17 protein-coding genes and 1 tRNA gene are annotated in these 14,242 nt (G+C 69.4%); 12 read left to right on the top strand and 6 right to left on the bottom strand.

Annotated elements, in window-relative coordinates:
• Positions 1-63: 63 nt before the first annotated feature.
• Positions 64-453, top strand: coding sequence for a DUF2237 family protein (locus ACQUQ0_RS01185; RefSeq protein WP_435182647.1), 390 nt, complete (start codon positions 64-66; stop codon positions 451-453).
• Between the two features lie 88 nt (positions 454-541).
• Here ACQUQ0_RS01185 and ACQUQ0_RS01180 read toward each other — a convergent pair whose 3' ends face one another.
• Entirely contained in the window at positions 542-874 is a 333-nt protein-coding gene (locus ACQUQ0_RS01180) for a 30S ribosomal protein S10 (protein ID WP_435182646.1), read from the bottom strand.
• Between the two features lie 223 nt (positions 875-1,097).
• On the opposite strand from ACQUQ0_RS01180, the gene ACQUQ0_RS01175 reads away from it, so the two are divergent.
• Positions 1,098-1,559, top strand: coding sequence for a bis(5'-nucleosyl)-tetraphosphatase (locus ACQUQ0_RS01175; protein ID WP_372388488.1), 462 nt, complete (start codon positions 1,098-1,100; stop codon positions 1,557-1,559).
• Between the two features lie 15 nt (positions 1,560-1,574).
• Positions 1,575-2,651: a DUF5787 family protein gene (locus ACQUQ0_RS01170; RefSeq protein ID WP_435182645.1), complete on the top strand. Its 1,077-nt coding sequence runs from the start codon at positions 1,575-1,577 to the stop codon at positions 2,649-2,651.
• A 38-nt stretch (positions 2,652-2,689) separates the two neighbouring features.
• Here ACQUQ0_RS01170 and ACQUQ0_RS01165 read toward each other — a convergent pair whose 3' ends face one another.
• Positions 2,690-3,205: a DUF5797 family protein gene (locus tag ACQUQ0_RS01165; RefSeq protein WP_435182644.1), complete on the bottom strand. Its 516-nt coding sequence runs from the start codon at positions 3,203-3,205 to the stop codon at positions 2,690-2,692.
• Positions 3,206-3,301: 96 nt separating this feature from the next.
• Here ACQUQ0_RS01165 and ACQUQ0_RS01160 point away from each other — a divergent pair, with 96 nt between their 5' ends.
• From ACQUQ0_RS01160 to ACQUQ0_RS01150, 3 genes are all read left to right on the top strand, one after another.
• Positions 3,302-3,625, top strand: coding sequence for a transcription factor S (locus tag ACQUQ0_RS01160; protein ID WP_435182643.1), 324 nt, complete (start codon positions 3,302-3,304; stop codon positions 3,623-3,625).
• A gap of 146 nt (positions 3,626-3,771) precedes the next feature.
• Positions 3,772-3,905, top strand: a tRNA-Pro gene (locus tag ACQUQ0_RS01155).
• Positions 3,906-3,983: 78 nt separating this feature from the next.
• Positions 3,984-4,538: a hypothetical protein gene (locus ACQUQ0_RS01150; RefSeq protein ID WP_435182642.1), complete on the top strand. Its 555-nt coding sequence runs from the start codon at positions 3,984-3,986 to the stop codon at positions 4,536-4,538.
• Between the two features lie 56 nt (positions 4,539-4,594).
• Here the strand turns inward: ACQUQ0_RS01150 and ACQUQ0_RS01145 are convergent, their stop codons facing one another.
• The 3 genes from ACQUQ0_RS01145 to ACQUQ0_RS01135 form a co-directional block, all read right to left on the bottom strand.
• The gene (locus tag ACQUQ0_RS01145) at positions 4,595-5,329 is read right to left on the bottom strand and encodes a methyltransferase domain-containing protein (protein WP_435182641.1); all 735 of its coding nucleotides are present in this window, start codon (positions 5,327-5,329) and stop codon (positions 4,595-4,597) included.
• A complete protein-coding gene (locus ACQUQ0_RS01140) occupies positions 5,326-5,715 on the bottom strand; it encodes a nascent polypeptide-associated complex protein (protein WP_435182640.1) in 390 nt (129 codons plus the stop codon). The genes ACQUQ0_RS01145 and ACQUQ0_RS01140 overlap by 4 nt, the downstream gene beginning before the upstream one ends.
• A gap of 75 nt (positions 5,716-5,790) precedes the next feature.
• Positions 5,791-6,255, bottom strand: coding sequence for a pyridoxamine 5'-phosphate oxidase family protein (locus tag ACQUQ0_RS01135; RefSeq protein ID WP_372388497.1), 465 nt, complete (start codon positions 6,253-6,255; stop codon positions 5,791-5,793).
• Between the two features lie 114 nt (positions 6,256-6,369).
• On the opposite strand from ACQUQ0_RS01135, the gene ACQUQ0_RS01130 reads away from it, so the two are divergent.
• The 5 genes from ACQUQ0_RS01130 (at position 6,370) to ACQUQ0_RS01110 (ending at position 11,765) form a co-directional block, all read left to right on the top strand.
• Complete coding sequence (locus ACQUQ0_RS01130; protein WP_435182639.1) at positions 6,370-8,046, top strand: acyl-CoA mutase large subunit family protein; 1,677 nt, start codon at positions 6,370-6,372, stop codon at positions 8,044-8,046.
• Entirely contained in the window at positions 8,047-8,487 is a 441-nt protein-coding gene (gene mce / locus ACQUQ0_RS01125) for a methylmalonyl-CoA epimerase (protein ID WP_435182638.1), read from the top strand. It begins immediately after the preceding gene.
• Between the two features lie 46 nt (positions 8,488-8,533).
• Positions 8,534-10,222 carry an o-succinylbenzoate--CoA ligase gene (menE, locus tag ACQUQ0_RS01120; RefSeq protein WP_435182637.1) on the top strand — a complete coding sequence of 563 codons (1,689 nt, stop codon included), beginning with the start codon at positions 8,534-8,536 and terminating at the stop codon, positions 10,220-10,222.
• Between the two features lie 67 nt (positions 10,223-10,289).
• Positions 10,290-11,441, top strand: coding sequence for an acyl-CoA dehydrogenase family protein (locus ACQUQ0_RS01115; protein WP_435182636.1), 1,152 nt, complete (start codon positions 10,290-10,292; stop codon positions 11,439-11,441).
• Positions 11,442-11,564: 123 nt separating this feature from the next.
• Positions 11,565-11,765: a hypothetical protein gene (locus tag ACQUQ0_RS01110; RefSeq protein ID WP_435182635.1), complete on the top strand. Its 201-nt coding sequence runs from the start codon at positions 11,565-11,567 to the stop codon at positions 11,763-11,765.
• A gap of 140 nt (positions 11,766-11,905) precedes the next feature.
• On the opposite strand, the gene ACQUQ0_RS01105 is transcribed toward ACQUQ0_RS01110, so the two are convergent.
• Complete coding sequence (locus ACQUQ0_RS01105) at positions 11,906-13,792, bottom strand: bacterio-opsin activator domain-containing protein (RefSeq protein ID WP_435182634.1); 1,887 nt, start codon at positions 13,790-13,792, stop codon at positions 11,906-11,908.
• A gap of 147 nt (positions 13,793-13,939) precedes the next feature.
• Here ACQUQ0_RS01105 and ACQUQ0_RS01100 point away from each other — a divergent pair, with 147 nt between their 5' ends.
• Positions 13,940-14,107 carry a DUF7563 family protein gene (locus tag ACQUQ0_RS01100; RefSeq protein ID WP_435182633.1) on the top strand — a complete coding sequence of 56 codons (168 nt, stop codon included), beginning with the start codon at positions 13,940-13,942 and terminating at the stop codon, positions 14,105-14,107.
• Positions 14,108-14,242: the final 135 nt, after the last annotated feature.

Here is a 14,242-nt window from a genome sequence, read left to right as displayed (position 1 = left end):
GATGGCGTCACGGAACCGACCACCGACGGGGGGCTTTTGGTCACGGATCACCCCTCTATCGGTATGCCCGAACGAAACGTCCTCGGTGAGGAACTCGCCACCTGCAGTACCGATCCGAAGACCGGCTTTGCCCGCGACGGGTGCTGTGGAACTCATCCGGACGATCGAGGTAGACACGAGCTTTGTGCGGTGATGACAGACGAGTTCCTCTCGTTCAGCAAGGAACGGGGCAACGATCTCGTGACGCCGCGTCCGGAGTTGAACTTTCCCGGACTCGCCCCCGGCGATCGCTGGTGTCTCTGTCTCGGACGGTGGATCGAGGCGCTCGAAGCCACGCGAACCGGCCGCCTGCCGGAGACGACCGTCCCACCCGTCGTTCTCGAAGCGACCAACGAGGCGGTGTTGGACTCGGTGGACCTGGAGACGCTCGAAAATCACGCCTACGACGCCTGATAGCAGCTACTGTCGTCGTATTCCGCTTGCGTCAAAAACCGTCGTGCGTCCCATCTGTCGCCCGCGCGGCGCTACGACCCGTCGGCGGTCAGTCCCGGAGGTGCCCGAGCGGCTTCTTCTGTTCGACCTCGATCTCGACGTGGAGGCTCTCGGGGAAGTCTATGTGCCCCACCTCGCGGGCGATGTGGTCGTTGCCGTGGATCTCCAGCTTCCGGGAGTAGACGGTGTAGTCCCACGAGGGGAACTCGTCGCCCGGCTGGAGCGTCCGGTACTGTGGGACGGCGATCTGTTCCGGCGGGTCGGCGTGGGGGCCCTTACACTCGGCGCCCTTCCGTTCGAGCATCGACTTGAGGTCTTCCACCTGGGATTCCAGTTCGTATCGGTTTCCCGACTGGAAGCGGAGTTTCGTGACGAAGGTCATGGCTGGGGTCTCGCTGGGATAGGAGAGACATCGAGGGCGAGCCGTAAAAGCACATCCATAGGTGCTGGTGACTCCCGTTTCGTACCGCCGAGCGCCGGCAACGGGGGGAGCGCCCGTGGGAAAGAGTGGGAGTCATCATCAAGTGCGGTACGTCGGCGCCTCGGCACTCGTCTCGGGCGAACGTCCGATAGTCTCTTAACTCCCAACCGGGTTTATGTAGCTAATGACGGTAGAAGCGGTCAGCGCTGGAGCCATCCTCTTCCGCGACACCCGCGGCGAACGGGAGTATTTGCTCCTGAAGAGCCGTCCCGGGGACTGGGAGTTCCCCAAAGGCGGGGTCGAGGGCGAAGAGGAGCTCCAGCAGACGGCGATCAGAGAAGTGAAAGAGGAAGCCGGCATCGAGGACTTCCGTCTCATCGACGGCTTCCGCGAGGAGTACGACTACGTGTTCGAGGCCGGCGGTGACACGATCCACAAGACGGTCCACCTCTTCATCGCGCGCTCGTTCGAGGCGAACGCGGAGCTGTCAAACGAACACCGCGACCTCCAGTGGCGCGACTACGAGCAGGCGATCAACACGATCACCCAGGACGGACCGCGGGAGATCTTCGAGGAGGCCCACGAGTACCTCGACCAGCTCGCCGCCGAGAACGCCGAGGCCGGCGACGGGAAGTACCTCGCGTAGGCGGCGCGTCGAGACGTGGCCCCCGGAACCGCGGAGTTCGGCTTCGAGCTCCTCGTCTGTCGGTGGGCGGAGAGCGCCTGGCCGCCCGGCAGTCACGAGGACGCCGACGGGAGCGGTGCGGCGAGCGCTCCCGCGCGAGCCCGCGAGGACGCCGTGCTCGTCGCCCGCCAGCTCGGCACACAGGAGCGCCGCTGGGACACGGTCGTCCTCGAATGCGACCCGGCCGGGCTGGCGGCTCGCGCGCGGTTCGGCGAGCGCGAGCTGGATTCGGACCTGCTGCACGTCGTCCGCAACGCTCCCGAGGAGTGGGCGTGGTACCGCGACGCCCTGCCGCACCCGGGATACCCGTGGCGCTACGTCCGGGCGGCCGTCCACCGCGCGGCCGGGCGCGGCGTCGTCGAGAAGCGCCGTCGCGGCAACCGGATCGAGATCCGCCGCGTCGCGCCGTACCCCAACTGGCTCCGCCGGATTGTCGCCGTCGAGAACAAGCCCGACCTCGACGCGTCGGCGGCGCGGGCGCTCTCGGCGCAACTGGAACACGACGTCGAGACCGGGCTGGCCGACGAGATCTGGGTGGCGACCGAGGCGACGGGCGACCGGATCGAGCCCGCGCTCCTGGAGGGCCTCCCGGTCGACGTGGGCATCGTGGCGCTCTCGTTCGACGGGGGCGACGACGCCGCTTCGCCGGCGGGGCCCCACGTCCGGACCGACGCGTCGGTGGAGTGGTACCCGAGCGAGGTGACGCCGCCCGACGCCGACCGCGACGAGGAGCGGCGGCGCCGCCGGCTCGAACTCGCCGAGCGCGCCTACGGCCGCGGCTGGCGGTCGTACCACGAGACGATGCGGCCGGACTGTCGGCACTTCGAGCTCCGACGGATCGGGCGCGCCCTCGTCCCGCACTGCGCCGCCAAATCGCGGTCGCAGACCGCCGCCGAGTGCGCCGGGTCGTGCCCCGACTTCGAGCCCGAGCCGCCCGCCTGGCGGACGCGCGGGTGGCCCATCGAAGGCGGTCCCGGGAAGGGAATCAAGCGGCTTCTGGCGGGGCGTCGGGAGTGGATCCGCGATCGGGAGCGGGAACGAGAGCGGACGTAGAACGCGAGCGGACGTAGAACGCGAGCGACGAACGGGCGCTACTCGGTCACTTCGACGTCGACCTCGTCGCGGTCGACGGCCAGGCGGAACGTCGGGACTGTCCGGTAGATCACCTCGACGACGCCCTTGCGCCGGAGGTTCTGGAGCGCCTCGCGGACGTCCTCGACGGGCGGGTCGACGTCGAAGGCGTCGCGGACGCCGTTGAGGACGCTCACGACGCTCTCGGAGCGCTCTTCGGGGCCGGCGACGACCGCGAACACCTGCGACTCCAGTTCGGGGACGCGGATCACCGAGGGTACGCCGCCACCCTCCTCGTCGCTCTCGACGCCCGGCTCGACGTCGACCAGCTCCGCGGCCTCGCTCGTCGCCCGGATGAGGCTGTTGTCGTCGCGGTAGTAGTAGTCCGCCAGTTCGTTTTCGAGGTACTGGTGGACCTCGCTGCCGGACTCCAGCCCCCACCGCTCTTGGAGCTCTTTGTTCTTCGTCGGTTGCAACCGTACGACGTCGGCGAGGCGCTCTGTGGCCTCGTCCGAGAGGGCGCTGTCGTCTGTCACGGCCGTCCGTTCGTTCCGGACCGTTAAGGCGTTTCGACATCCGCCGCCCCGGGAATCCCGGCCGCTTAAGTCTCTCAAGCGTCTGCGTGCGGGTAAATGGAGTTCTGCGACGAATGCGGTTCGATGATGAAAACCGACGGCGACGCCTGGGTCTGCGGTAGCTGCGGCTACGAGAAGCCCCGCAACACGGCCGACGAGGAGCACATGACCTCGACGGCCGCCCGCGAGGAGAGCGAGGTCGTCGACATGTCCGACGTCGACGACTCCGAGATCGGCCCGACCACCACGGTCGTCTGCCCGGAGTGCGACAACGACCGCGCGCGCTACGAGATGAAGCAGATCCGGTCCGCAGACGAGTCCGAGACGCGATTTTTCACCTGTACCGAGTGCGGTCACAAGTGGCGCGAGGACGACCACTGATACTGTCCATTACCAGTCATTTGATCTGAGGCCGACTGCACAGCCCCGCGAGCGGCCGGTACGAATCCCCCATAGGTCGCGGCCATCGTTCCCAGCCAGCGGAAATCTCCGCCGCTTGTTCCCCGCGTCGGACGCGACGTCCAACCGGGCACGTAGTTCCAACCGGAAGAACGTCCGTGCGGTCGAAGAGCGGTCGGGGGTCGTGAGTCCGCGCGGCACGTCCCGGCGCGTGAGCCGTCGGCCGTGCGGGAGGCTCTGGGTTCGAGTCCCAGCGTGTCCATCGTCCGGCCGAGGCGTTCTACGACGCTTGGTCGCGCTGACGCCGCGACTTAAGTCGCTCGCCGCCCAACGGCGACCCGTGTCTCCCGACGTCCCACCGCCGGAGCTGTCGGTCCCGGAGGGGTGGCGGCTCGTCGCCGAGGACTTCCGGACGCCGCTGGAGGTGAGCGTCGCCTCGATCGAGACCTCGACGCGGATCTACGAGGACGTCGACCTCCGCGAGCGGCTCGCGGACGTGACGGGCGTCGAGACCACCTGGCGGTTCGCCTTCGCGAGTCGGCTCCGGATCCGCCCGCGAGCGCCGCCCTCGCGGGCGCTCACCCGACTCGTCACCGACCGGGCCGAATCGAAGTTCGAGGACGTGCTCCGGAACCGCGGCTTCGACGGGATCGCCCGCGCCGACTCCCACCGCATCGACGTCGGCGACGCGACCACGTCGGCGACGCGGTACCGCGCCCGCGTCGGCGTCGGCGGGCTGGACCTGCCGGTGGAGGCGTTCTTCGCCGTCTGGCCCGCCGAGCGGGACTACCTCCTCGGCGGCGGGGCCTACCCCCTCTCGCTCCCGGAGCCGGAGGCGTTCGACGCCGAGCGGGGCCGCGAGGAACTCTTCTCGCTGATCCGGTCCATTCGGTGAGCCGATACCGGTGAGCGAGCGGACGACGGATCCGAACAAGACGCGTTCTCCCGGCGCTAGCGGCCGTTCCGCGCGAACGTGAGATAGCCCGTGTGGCCCACGCCGGCCGTCGAGGGGCGCGAGCCGCGCTCGCCGAAGTCCATCTCGCGCTGGATGGTCTCGAAGGTCTCGACGTCGACGAGGCCGGCCTCGCGCGCGGCCGCGACGGCCTCGCGGCTGTTCTCGACGAACGGCGAGTAGACGGCGACGTGGCCGCCGTCGGCGAGCAGGTCGGGCGCGCGCCGCACGACCGCGGGAGCGTCGCCGGTGTCGAGCGTGACCGCGTCGAACGGCGCCTCGTCGACGACGTCGTCGAGGTGCTCCGTCAGGTCGCCCGTCCGGACGTCGACCCGGTCGTCGACGCCCGCCAGCCGCATATTCTCGCGGGCGACGTCGGCGAAGCCGGCGTCGACTTCGTAGGTCGTCACCTCGGCGTGCATCCGCCCGAGGTAGGCCGCGAGGACGCCCGTGCCCGTGCCGGCGTCGAGGACGCGGTCGCCGGCCGCGACGCCCGTGTGCCCCACGATCAGGCCGACGTCGCGGGGCATCATCGGCGCGCCGGTGCGCTCGAAGTGATTGAAGAGGTCCGGCCCGCGCAGGCGGCGGACGACGAACGGCTCGCCGAGGTGGGTTTCGAGCACGTCGCCCGGCTCGACGTCCTCGGGGACCTCCAGGACGCCGAGGTCCGTCTGGAGCTCGTCGCCGGGCGCCCGGAGGTACTCGCGGTCGTCGTGGACGAGGAGGAAGCTCACTCCAGCCGGGAGATGGCGGCCGCCAGGTCGCCGTCGGCGGCTTCGAGCGCCTCGCGGGCCGCGTCGCTGTCGACGCCCGCGCGCTCGGCGACGAGTTCGACGTCGTCGGCCGGGACCCCGTCGTCGGATCCGGCCTCCTCGGCGTCGCCCTCGCTCCCGCTCCCGCTTTCGCCGGCCCCGCGCTCGCGGCTCTCGGGCTCGCCGACGACCTGGTAGGTCTGCTGGCCCTGGGCGTCCATCCGGGTGACCTGGGCGTCGGAGAACACGAGCTCCTCGCCGGCCGTCTTGATGACGACCTCCTCGGCGTCGAGCTCGGTGACGTCGATGCCCATCTGTTCCATCATCTGCTTCATCTTCCGGGGGTTCATTCCGCCTCCGCCGAACATAGCTGGCCGAAGCGAGGGTGGCCGGTAGCAAAAACGTGGCGAACCGCGGGCTCTGGGGGCGTTTCGCGTCCCCGTTCACTCGGCGTCGTCCGGCACCCGCTGGAGGCCGGTCGCCTCTTCGATCTCCATCTCGTAGCCGATGATCGAGAGCTGGCGCCTGCCGACGCCCGTGAGGTCCGGCGACCACGCGTTCTCGTCGATCAGCGAGCCGATGTCGCCCCACTCGCCGGTCGACAGCTCCTCGATCGGCCCGAACGCGAGGACGCTCCGCCAGTTCCGGTGGGACTCGATGTCGTAGACGGAGAGACACGCCCGCTCTGTCGTCTCGCTGAACGCGATCTTCCGGCTCTGGGGTCGGAACTGCCAGAAGGCGAAGACCGCCCGACCGGGCTCGTAGCCGAAGGAGATCGGCACCGCGTAGGCCTCGTCGCCGTCGGCCAGCGAGAGGATGCCGGTCCCTTGGGCCTCCAGGTACGCGTCGATCTCCGCGTCGGTCATCTGCCCGCCGCGGACCCGGTCCGGGTCGACTTCGTCGGTCATACCCCGGCGTTTGTGGGCGTCCGTAATGGCCTTGTTCCTTCTGGCGACTCGCGCCGTCCGGCGGCGTCGCGGAGGCGCGGACAGTTTGAATAGCCGGCGGGCGCTTGCTTCGGTATGTTCGACCCCGACGACCTCGCGCGGATCCGCGAGGCCAAACGCGAGTGGGAGGCGGAGACGCTCGATCCGACCCTAGAGCGCTTCGGGGAGCGGCGCGAGACCTTCACGACCGACACCGGCGGCCAGGAGCTCGAACGGCTCTACACCCCCGACGACGTCGCCGACCTCGATTACGGATCGGACCTCGGGTTCCCCGGCGAGGCGCCCTACACCCGCGGCGTCTACCCGACGATGCACCGCGGGCGCCTCTGGACGATGCGGCAGTACGCCGGGATGGGAACGGCGAGAGAGACGAACGAGCGCTTCCGCTACCTCATCGACCAGGGCTCGTCGGGGCTGTCGATGGCGTTCGACCTGCCGACTCAGAAGGGCTACGACTCCGACGCGGGGATGGCCGCCGGCGAGGTGGGGAAGGCGGGCGTCGCGATCGATAGCCTCCGGGATATGGAGGTCGTCTTCGACGGCATCCCCCTCGACGAGGTGTCGACGTCGATGACGATCAACGCCCCCGCTGCGGTTCTCTTGGCGATGTACGTCGCGATCGGCGACGAGCAGGGCGTCGACCGCGCGGAGCTCCGGGGCACGATCCAGAACGACATCCTCAAGGAGTACATCGCGCGCAACCTCTACATCTACCCGCCGGAGCCGTCGATGCGGCTCATCACCGACGTCTTCGAGTTCTGCGCCGCGGAGGTGCCGAAGTTCAACACCATCTCGATCTCGGGGTACCACATCCGCGAGGCGGGCTCGACCGCGGCCCAGGAGATCGCCTTCACCCTCGGCGACGGCATCGAGTACGTCGAGCGCGCGCTCGACGCCGGCCTCGACGTCGACGACTTCGCGCCGCAGCTCTCCTTTTTCTTCAACGCCCACAACAACATCCTAGAAGAGGTCGCGAAGTTCCGTGCGGCCCGGAGACTCTGGGCCGAGATAATGGACGAGCGCTTCGGCGCCGAGAACCCCAAGTCCCGACAGTTGAAGTTCCACGCCCAGACCGGCGGCTCGACGCTGACGGCCCAGCAGGTCGAGAACAACGTCGTCCGCGTCGCCTACCAGGCGCTCGCGGCCGTCCTCGGCGGCGCCCAGAGCCTCCACACCAACGGCAAGGACGAGGCGCTGTCGCTGCCGACCGAGCAGTCGGTGCGGACGGCGCTGCGGACCCAGCAGATCCTCGCCCACGAGTCGGGCGTCGCGGACACGATCGACCCCCTCGGCGGGAGCTACGCCGTCGAGTCGCTCACCGACGAGATCGAGGCCGAGGCCCGCGAGATCCTCGACGCGGTCGACGAGCGCGGCGGGATGCTCGCGGCCGTCGAGTCCGGCTGGGTCAAGCGGCAGATCCAGGACGTCGCCTTCGAGCGCCAGCAGGAGATCGAATCCGGCGAGCGGATCGTCGTCGGCGTCAACGAGTACCAGGTCGACGAGGAGCCCGAGGTCGACATCGAGGAGGTCGACGAAGACGACGAGCGCCGGCAGAAAGAGCGGCTCCAGGAGGTGAAAGACGACCGCGACGACGAGGCGGTCGAGGCCGCGCTCGACGTGCTCGCCGACGCCGCCGCGGGCGACCGGAATCTGGTCCCGCCGATCGTCGACGCGGTCAAGGCGTACGCCACGGTCGGCGAGATCTCGGACGTGCTCCGCGAGGAGTTCGGCGAGTACCAGCCGAGGTTTTAGATGCCGCTCGCTTTCGATCACCTCGGGATCGCGACCGACGACGGGGCCGACCTCGCGGCGACGTTCGAGGCCGTCTTCGACGCGCCGCTCGTCCACGAGGAGCGCTTCGACGGGATGGTCGTCCGCTTCCTCGAACTGGAGTCGGGCTACTTCGAGGTCCTCGAACCCGAGGAGTCGGGACCGATCGCCCGCTTCATCGACCGCCACGGTCCCGGAATCCACCACGTCGCGCTCCGGACCGACGACGTCGCGACCGAACTCGCGCGGGCCCGTGAGGCCGGCCTCGATCTGATCGACGAGGAGCCCCGACCGGGCGCGTGGGGTCACGAGGTGGCGTTCCTCCACCCCAAATCGACTGGCGGCGTCCTCGTGGAGTACGTCGAGGTCGGAGGGCACGACGGCGACGACGGCCACGACGACGACAGCGCCGACGCCCGCTGACGACCAACAGTACAGTTTTGGCGGCCGCTCCCCGAACACGAATCCGATGCGCGATTTTCTCTCTCACCGCGCGCGGATCGAACCCGACGGCGAGGCGCTCGTGGTCGCCGAAAGCGGCGACGGCTACACCTTCGGGAACCTCGACACGCTCGTCGACGACCTCGCGGGACGGCTCGCCGCGGCGGGCGTCGATCCCGGCGACCACCTCGGCGCCGTCCTCCGATCGCGGCTCGAATACGTCTGTCTGGTCCACGCCGCGATGCGGCTCGGGGCCACGCTGGTCCCGATGGGCGACGGCCTCACCCCCCGCGAACTGGCCGGCCAGATCGACGCCGCCGACGTGACGAGCGTCGTCTGCGGCGAGGACACGGAGGCGGCCGTCGTCGACGCGGTCTCGCGGATCGAAGGGGCGGAGGCCGGCGCCGGCGATTCAGACGAGCCCGCAGCTGATGCCGACGCCGACACCGATCCGGAGCGGGAATCCGAATTCGAGTTCGCGCCCGACTCCGAACCGATCACCGTCCTCGCCGTCGACGACCCCTCGACCGAGCGGCCCGTCGCGCTGTCTGAGACGCCCGCCGAGGAGGTGAAGCCCGCCGACTGGGCGCTCGACGGCACGCAGTTGATCCTCTTTACCTCCGGCACGACGGGTGATCCGAAGGCGGTCCGGCTCACCGTCGAGAACCTCCTGGCCAGCGCGGTCGCGTCGGTTTTCCGGCTCGGGTTCGATCCGACGGACCGCTGGCTCGTGACGCTCTCGCTGCACCATATGGGCGGCATCGCGCCGGTGCTCCGGATGCCCCTGTACGGGATGGCGGTCGTCCTCCGGGAGTCGTTCGCGGCCGGCCCGGCCGTCGACGACGTCGACCGCTACGACGTCACCGCGACGTCGCTCGTGCCCACGATGCTCGATCGGATGCTCGACCGGCGGGGGACGCTCCCGGAGTCGCTTCGGGTGGTCCTGCTGGGCGGCGCGCCCGCGTCCGCCGAATTGATCGAGCGGTGTCAGGCCTACTCGGTGCCCGTCCACCCGACCTACGGGATGACAGAGACGGCCTCCCAGATCGCCACCGCGCGGCCCCGGGAGGCCTTTGCGGCGCCGGACTCGGTCGGCCGGCCGCTACTCTTCACGGAGGTGACGGTCGTCGACGAGGCGGGCGCGTCCCTGCCGCCCGGCGAACCCGGCGAGATCGTCGTCGACGCGCCGACGGTCACGCCCGGCTACTACGGCGACGCCGCGGCCACCGAGGACGCGTTCGGGCCGTTCGGCTTCCACACGGGCGACGTCGGGGTCCGCGACGAGGACGGCTCTCTCACGGTGCTGAACCGCCTCGACGACCGGATCGTCTCCGGCGGCGAGAACGTCGACCCCGGCGAGGTCGTCGAGGTGCTCCGCGGCCACCCCGACGTCGCCGACGCGGCCGTGGTCGGCGTGCCGGACGCCGAGTGGGGCGAGCGGGTCTCGGCGCTCGTCGTCGGCGCGGGCGAGGGCGACCCCGACCGCGCGGACCTGCTCGACTTCGCCCGCGAGCGGTTGGCGGCCTACAAAATCCCCAAGACCGTCGCCTTCGCCGACGCGCTCCCCCGGACCGTTTCCGGAACGGTCGACCGCGCGGCCGTCAGAGACCGCCTCTCGGGGGATGACGGCGATCGGGCGCCGGCCGACGAGGACTCCGCCACCGGCGGCGCGGCCGACGCCGCCGAATCGCCGCCCGACGGCGACCGCGACGAGTAATGGTAAACGAGTTTTAAGTTTTTCAAAGTTCCGAGAGTTATTTGCTCGTGGCTTCCCACTCTGGGCTATGGACCTACTCGACGAGTCGGTCGTGCCGGAGCACGCCCGCGAGGTGAAACGGGAGGCGCGCGAGTTCGCCGACGAGTACATCCGACCGAACGCCGAGGAGTACTTCCGCTCGGGCGAGTACCCCTGGGAGATCCTCGAAGCGGGGATGGACGCGGGACTGGTCGCCCAGGACATCGGCGAGGAGTACGGCGGGAAGGGCTACGACCTCGAAGAAGTGCTCGCGATCAACGAGGAGTTCTACGCCGCCGACGCGGGGATCGCGCTCACGCTGATGCTCGCCTCGTTCGGCTGCGAGATCGTCGAGAAGTACGGCACCGAAGAGCAGAAAGAGGAGTACCTCCGCCCGGTCGCCGCCAACGAACAGCTCTCGGGGCTCGCGGTCTCGGAGCCCCAGACCGGCTCGGATATGGCCGGGATGACCACCAGAGCCGAGAAGACCGACGACGGCTGGGTCCTCAACGGCGAAAAGTACTGGGTCGGCAACGCCGTGGAGGCCGACTGGCTGACCGTCTACGCGAAGACGGGCGACGGCGACGACCGCTACGGCAACTACTCGATGTTCATCGTCGAGACCGACACGCCCGGCTACGAGGCCGAACACATCCCCGAGAAGATCGGGATGCGCGCCTCCAAGCAGGGCCACATCGTCTTCGACGACTGTGAGATCCCCGAGGAGAACCTCGTCGGCGCCGAGGGCGGCGGCTTCTACGCCCTCGCGGACTTCTTCAACCACGGCCGCGTCGTCGTCGGCGGTCACGGCATCGGCCTCGCGGCCCACGCCATCGAGGAGACCTGGGAGTTCGTCCACGAGCGCGAGGCCTTCGGGCGGACGCTCTCGGAGTTCCAGTCCACCCAGCACATACTCGCGGACCTGCGGATGGAATATGAATCGGCGCGCGCGCTGAACTGGCGGGCCGCCCGGAAAGTCAAGGAGAACGAGGACGCCGGCTTCTGGGCGGCCGCGACGAAGACCAAATCCACCGAGATGGCCGTGAAGTGCGCCGAGCGCGGGATGCAGCTCCACGGCGGCCGGTCGGTGCTGGAGGAGTACCCGATCTCGCGGATCTACCGCGACGTCCGCATCCCCGTCATCTACGAGGGCGCGAACGAGATCCAGCGGAACCTCATCTACCGACAGGGCGGCGTCTGATTGGACGGCTCCGAGACCGCCCGCGACACCGGAACCGGAATCGGGCGCCCGCACCGTGGGCCTAATATTGTAGGGCGCGGTGTCAATGGACTACCGTTCCTCGTTTCTGGTACCGAACAAACGATGTCCAAAAGCCAGCCCACCGTCACCGAACTCACCGAGTACTGCGACGCCTGCGACGCCCGGACGCCCCACGAGGTCTCGATCGAACTCAAGACCGAGAGCAAAAAGCGGACCAACCGGGCGTTCTCGCGGGAGCCCTACCGCGTGACGAAATGTCACACCTGCGGCGGCGAGCGGAGCCAGCGGATGAACGACGCCTGACTCGGACGCGATTCGGCCGAGGCTCCGTCCCCGCGAATCGCCAGATGCGGGTCGGACTCATAGTGATTACTCTGGTCTCTTACCGCCGAGCGCCGTCACCGGGCGTCGCATTCGGCGGTAAACAGTGAGAGTAATCACTATCAGTCGTCGCTCCCGGTCGCGCCGTCCCCTGATGCCGTCCGGTCCCCCGCGGTCTCCGCGAAGAACGACTCGATGAGCTTCCGCTCGCCGGCGCGCAGGTGCTCGTGGAACGTCGGCGCCGCGATGCCCAGCGCGTCGGCCACCTCCTCGGCGGTGCTCCCGCGCGGCCACTCGAAGTACCCCGACGCCAGCGCCGTCTCCATCACGTCGCGCTGTCTGTCGGTCAGCTTCTCTTCGAGCTGCTTCCGGAACGCCGAGGGCGACTGCACCTCGGATTCGACCTCCCGCTTCGCCACCACGGTCGTCTCCGGGAACGACTTCTGTACCGCGGCGGTGAGTGCCCTGAGGTCGGACTGCGGCGGCACCCTGACGGCGAGCTCGCCGACGCCGTCGGTCGCGGTGAACGACTCGACGGTCGCGCCCAGCTCCGCGACCGTCACGAGCGCCGAGCCGTCGGTCAGCCGGAGCTCGACGAGCGTTTCGTCGGACTCCTCGGAGATCGTTCGCACGTCCGCGACGGCGTCGAGCGGCGCGATCGCGGATATGATCGAGCCGGCGTCGACGCCCTCGACGGAGAGGTAACAGGAGACGACCCCGTCGTCCGACGGCGTGAGCGCTCCCATCCGAACGGTCGCCCCGAACTCGAGCGAGAGGTCGACGACGACGTCGCGGGTGTCGGTGTGCTCGAAGACCAACTCGACCGCCGTGTCGCCGTAGAGCAGCTGCTTCGACTCGGCGGCGTTGATGCCGTTGCCGATCGTCTCGCCGACCTCGCCGAGCATCGATCGCTCCTCGTCGGTGATCGCGCCGCGGACGTAGACCACGAGCGCGCCGTAGACCGTATCGCGGTACCGGACGGGCACGACGACTGCCCGCCGCTGGCCCTCGATCGGCTCGGGATCGGCCAGCACGCGCTCGACGTGCGCCTCGGAGACGGGCGCGGTGACGACCTCCCGCTGGTCGATCGCGGCCCGGACCGTTCGCGTCGGATCGAAGGACTTCCCGGGGCCCGCGGTCGCGGACCCGCCGTCGGGGCTCGCCTCCTGAGCGTCGGCGAGCGGAGCGACGACCGACGCCGCGGTCGCCTGGGGCTCGACGGCGTCGACCGCCTCGTCGTATCGGGCGATCCACGCGCCGTCGTACGGCGCGGACTCGAACGACTCACAGACCGTCTCGGCGATGTCCGCGCGCGTCGTCGCGTCCACGAGCGCCTGGTCGATCCGCCGTAGGAAGCCGTTGATCCGGCGGGCGCGTTCGAGCTGGCGCTCGCGCTCGCGGATCTCCGACTCGCGCTCGGCCCTGAGCTCTTGGACCCGCGCCGTCAGGTCGTCGAGCGCGTCGGGATCGCCGAGCTCGGCGAGGTTGCGGGATTCGAGCACTGCCTCGGTCGACTCCAGCGCGAAGTACTCGCGGACCCGCGCGTCGAACTCCGCGCGGACGAGCAGTTCCTCGACGGTGCCGACGACGTCGTCCTCGCCGACCGGCTTGACGAGGTACTCGTCGAACGGCATGTCGACGATGTCGGTGTCGGGCTCGACCGCGGTCATCATCGCCACCCGGCAGTCGAGGCCGCGGGCGTCGATCTCCGCCAGGACCTCGTCGCCGGAGAGGTCCGGCATCCGCCGGTCGAGGAGCACCACGTCGACCGCCTCGTCGACCGCTTCGAGGGCCTCCTCGCCGCCGTAGGCCAGCCGGACGTCGAAGTCGTCCCGGAGCCAGTACTCGCAGGTGTCCGCGAGGTCCTTGTCGTCGTCGACGACGAGCACGACGGGGGTCGCCTCCGGCGCGTCCACGCCGCCGTCGGTGTTCGGCACTTTGCGAGCGCCGGATTCGGCCGCCGCTGACGCCCCGGTTCGCTCGCTGTCGGCCGATCCGCCCGATGTCATCTACTATCGGAAGGGAATACAGCCACGGATAAATAACTGCCCCTGAAACCGGGAATTCCCTAACAACATAGGGTGTCGTGTTAGGCCACTTGCACCCTTCGTATCAAGTGGATATGCTCGAACGAACCGTCACCGAGGTGGGCGCCGATGCCTGAATGCCAGAACTGCGGATCCTTCGTCTCTCGGGACTACGTCCGGGTGTTCGCCCCCGAGGGGTTCGAGGACGCCCGCGTCTGTCCGCACTGCGAGGACGCCATCCGCGAGGGGGCCGAGGTCCGCGAGGCGCGCGCCCGCCGGGTGTCGTCGTCGCCGTAGCTCACGCTCCCACACTCCCACACACCCCACGCTCCGTACCGTCGCTCCCCGGGACGACTGCCCGGAACCGACCCCGACGCGACGGCACTCCGTTTTCCCCCGCGGTCGGCCGGTCCCCCGCGGCCGACCGCCAAC

The organism is Halobellus sp. EA9, from assembly GCF_051195055.1.
Classification (GTDB): domain Archaea; phylum Halobacteriota; class Halobacteria; order Halobacteriales; family Haloferacaceae; genus Haloquadratum; species Haloquadratum rubicundus.
This window is presented reverse-complemented; position numbering and strand designations above follow the sequence as displayed.

Bases quoted from the DNA above. Each gene is read 5' to 3' on its own strand.
- ACQUQ0_RS01100 (WP_435182633.1), top strand. From the start codon at position 13,940: ATGCCTGAATGCCAGAACTGCGGATCCTTCGTCTCTCGGGACTACGTC.
- ACQUQ0_RS01105 (WP_435182634.1), bottom strand. From the start codon at position 13,792: ATGACATCGGGCGGATCGGCCGACAGCGAGCGAACCGGGGCGTCAGCG.
- ACQUQ0_RS01135 (WP_372388497.1), bottom strand. From the start codon at position 6,255: ATGACCGACGAAGTCGACCCGGACCGGGTCCGCGGCGGGCAGATGACC.
- ACQUQ0_RS01130 (WP_435182639.1), top strand. From the start codon at position 6,370: ATGTTCGACCCCGACGACCTCGCGCGGATCCGCGAGGCCAAACGCGAG.
- ACQUQ0_RS01185 (WP_435182647.1), top strand. From the start codon at position 64: ATGCCCGAACGAAACGTCCTCGGTGAGGAACTCGCCACCTGCAGTACC.
- ACQUQ0_RS01140 (WP_435182640.1), bottom strand. From the start codon at position 5,715: ATGTTCGGCGGAGGCGGAATGAACCCCCGGAAGATGAAGCAGATGATG.
- mce (WP_435182638.1), top strand. From the start codon at position 8,047: ATGCCGCTCGCTTTCGATCACCTCGGGATCGCGACCGACGACGGGGCC.
- ACQUQ0_RS01160 (WP_435182643.1), top strand. From the start codon at position 3,302: ATGGAGTTCTGCGACGAATGCGGTTCGATGATGAAAACCGACGGCGAC.
- ACQUQ0_RS01110 (WP_435182635.1), top strand. From the start codon at position 11,565: ATGTCCAAAAGCCAGCCCACCGTCACCGAACTCACCGAGTACTGCGAC.
- ACQUQ0_RS01180 (WP_435182646.1), bottom strand. From the start codon at position 874: ATGACCTTCGTCACGAAACTCCGCTTCCAGTCGGGAAACCGATACGAA.
- menE (WP_435182637.1), top strand. From the start codon at position 8,534: ATGCGCGATTTTCTCTCTCACCGCGCGCGGATCGAACCCGACGGCGAG.
- ACQUQ0_RS01115 (WP_435182636.1), top strand. From the start codon at position 10,290: ATGGACCTACTCGACGAGTCGGTCGTGCCGGAGCACGCCCGCGAGGTG.
- ACQUQ0_RS01175 (WP_372388488.1), top strand. From the start codon at position 1,098: ATGACGGTAGAAGCGGTCAGCGCTGGAGCCATCCTCTTCCGCGACACC.